At 56.2% G+C, this 2,591-nt stretch carries 4 protein-coding genes; 1 reads left to right on the top strand and 3 read right to left on the bottom strand.

Annotation, left to right across the window (positions count from 1 at the left end; translation table 11 throughout):
• Window positions 1-297 (top strand): aldo/keto reductase (locus tag QZ197_RS13175; RefSeq protein ID WP_296432507.1); only part of this gene is annotated, 297 nt, incomplete at its 5' end.
• Between the two features lie 52 nt (window positions 298-349).
• Here QZ197_RS13175 and QZ197_RS13170 read toward each other — a convergent pair.
• From QZ197_RS13170 to QZ197_RS13160, 3 genes are all read right to left on the bottom strand, one after another.
• The gene (locus QZ197_RS13170; RefSeq protein ID WP_296432506.1) at window positions 350-1,129 is read right to left on the bottom strand and encodes a succinate dehydrogenase iron-sulfur subunit; all 780 of its coding nucleotides are present in this window, start codon (window positions 1,127-1,129) and stop codon (window positions 350-352) included.
• A gap of 23 nt (window positions 1,130-1,152) precedes the next feature.
• On the bottom strand, window positions 1,153-1,386 hold the full coding sequence (locus tag QZ197_RS13165; protein ID WP_296432505.1) for a hypothetical protein: 234 nt from the start codon (window positions 1,384-1,386) through the stop codon (window positions 1,153-1,155).
• A 56-nt stretch (window positions 1,387-1,442) separates the two neighbouring features.
• On the bottom strand, window positions 1,443-2,591 hold a 1,149-nt coding region (locus tag QZ197_RS13160), incomplete at its 5' end, for an FAD-binding protein (protein WP_296432504.1).

The following is a 2,591-nucleotide window of genomic DNA, read 5'->3' as shown; positions in this document are numbered from 1 at the left end:
CAAGCCCCCAATTGGGCGCAAAACAGATCCCGTGCGCAGGCGTTTCAGACACTCGCCGCAGAATACGGACACAGCGCTCCTGCTTTGGCGCTAGCTTGGCTTTTGGCGCAAGGCGATCATGTGATCCCTATTCCGGGCAGCCGCACGGCAGCGCACGTCGGCGATTGGGAGGGTGCGGATCAAATCGACATGACACCTGACCTGGTCGCCAAGATCGACGCTATCTTGCCCGTCGGATGGGCATGGGGTGATCGCTATAGCGAAGGGCAATCGAAAGCACCTGAACGCTATTGCTAAACGCAGAACGCCGCCCTCATCGGGGCGGCGTTTTTCATTCCATTAGTAAGATCTAAACGACCCGTTCAACCATCATACCTTTGATGTGCGAAATCGCGGCAGCAGGGTTCAGACCCTTCGGGCACGTCTTAGCACAGTTCATAATGGTGTGGCAGCGGTACAGCTTGAACGGATCTTCCAACTCGTCCAAACGCTCGCCTGTTGCCTCATCGCGGCTGTCGATAATCCAACGGTAAGCATGCAACAAAGCGGCTGGTCCAAGGTACCGATCGCCATTCCACCAGTATGATGGGCAGGACGTGGAACAACACGCGCACATCACGCATTCGTAAAGACCATCCAGCTTTTTGCGGTCATCAATCGACTGCTTCCACTCTTTGGCGGGGCGGTTTGTTTTCGTCTCAAGCCACGGCATTACAGATGCATGCTGGGCGTAGAAGTGGGTCAGATCAGGGATCAAGTCCTTGATGACAGGCATGTGCGGCAGCGGATAAATCTTCACGTCGCCTTTGACTTCATCCATGCCGTAAATACAGGCCAGCGTATTGATCCCGTCGATGTTCATCGCGCACGATCCGCAAATCCCTTCACGGCAAGAGCGACGGAATGTCAGCGTTGGGTCAGTCTCGTTTTTGATCTTGATCAGCGCGTCCAAAATCATCGGACCACAGCTATCCATATCGACAAAATAGGTATCCAGCTGCGGGTTTTTGCCATCATCCGGATTCCAGCGATAGACTTGAACCTTACGTAGGTTGGTCGCGCCCTCTGGCTTTGGCCAGGTCTTGCCCACGTTCATGCGGGAATTCTTTGGAAGTGTCAGTTGTACCATATTCTTCTCTTTTCTCGCGTAGCTTAAATATCGCGCAAACGCGCAGGCCGGATCGGGAGTTCACCGGTCAAATTCATCACACAGCTTTCGTAGACAGCCAAAGGATCGCGACCCATGATCGCATCTGTGCTAATTCCAAGGCTCGCGCCACCAAACACGCCCGTTTGGTTGCTCACACCCATCGTCAGACCGATCTCTGGCCCCTGTGAGGCGCGCGCGCGTTCTTCGCAGCGATCTGCGGCGCGCTCTGGGGTCATTGGCGCGCAGGCTGCAAGGCCTGACGCGCAAAGAGCTATGAAACCGATCCGCCGCATTAGAACGTCCGTTCTTTCGGGGCAATCTTCGCCTCTGAAATTCCGCCTTCGGCCTCTGTGGTCAGGCCTTTGGTGATAACGGGGCGGTAGCTCAGCTTAACCTTGGCACCATCAACATGGCTGATCGTATGCACCCGCCAGTTTTCATCATCACGGGTCGAATAATCCTCGTGGGCATGCGCGCCGCGGCTTTCTTTGCGCGCTTCGGCACCGACAATCGTAGCCAGTGCGTTTGGCATCAGGTTGGTCAGTTCCAGCGTTTCCATCAGGTCGCTGTTCCAGACCATGCTGCGGTCGGTGACGAACAGATCATCCATTTTGCCGGCAATCTTGGTCATCTTTTCGACGCCTTCGGCCAGCGTTTTATCGGTGCGGAATACCGCCGCATCAGCCTGCATCGCCTGTTGCATTTCCAACCGCAATTCTGGTGTGCCGACGCTGCCTTTGGCGTGACGCAAGCCGTCGAAACGGTCAAAGCACGCATCAACCGACGCTTGGTTCAATGTCGGGTTGGGGGCTTTGCGGTCCACAACTTCGCCAGCACGGATCGCGGCCGCACGGCCAAAGACCACAAGGTCGATCAAGCTGTTGGATCCAAGACGGTTCGCACCATGCACAGAGGCACAGCCGGCTTCGCCCACAGCCATCAGGCCGGGAACAATTGCGGTCGGGTCTTTCTTGGTCGGGTTCAGAACCTCACCATGATAATTCGTCGGAATACCGCCCATGTTGTAATGCACAGTTGGCAGCACAGGGATCGCTTCCTTTGTCACATCAACGCCTGCGAAAATGCGCGCGCTTTCCGAGATACCAGGCAGACGTTCGGCCAATGCCTCTTTGGGGAGGTGGTTCAGGTTCAGGCTGATATGGTCGCCGTTGGCACCCACACCGCGGCCTTCACGGATTTCCATCGTCATGCAGCGACTGACATAGTCACGCGGGGCAAGGTCTTTGTAATTCGGCGCATAGCGCTCCATAAAGCGTTCGCCTTCGGAGTTGGTCAGATAACCACCTTCGCCGCGCGCACCCTCAGTAATCAGACAGCCAGCGCCGTAAATACCGGTTGGGTGGAATTGCACGAATTCCATATCCTGCAATGGCAGACCCTGACGGGCCACCATGCCGCCGCCATCACCCGTGCAAGTGTG

This window comes from Yoonia sp. (assembly GCF_017854415.1).
Classification (GTDB): domain Bacteria; phylum Pseudomonadota; class Alphaproteobacteria; order Rhodobacterales; family Rhodobacteraceae; genus Yoonia.
This window is presented reverse-complemented; position numbering and strand designations above follow the sequence as displayed.

Excerpts from the sequence above, each read along its gene's own strand:
- QZ197_RS13170 (WP_296432506.1), bottom strand. The coding sequence starts at position 1,129 with ATGGTACAACTGACACTTCCAAAGAATTCCCGCATGAACGTGGGCAAG.
- QZ197_RS13165 (WP_296432505.1), bottom strand. The coding sequence starts at position 1,386 with ATGACCCCAGAGCGCGCCGCAGATCGCTGCGAAGAACGCGCGCGCGCC.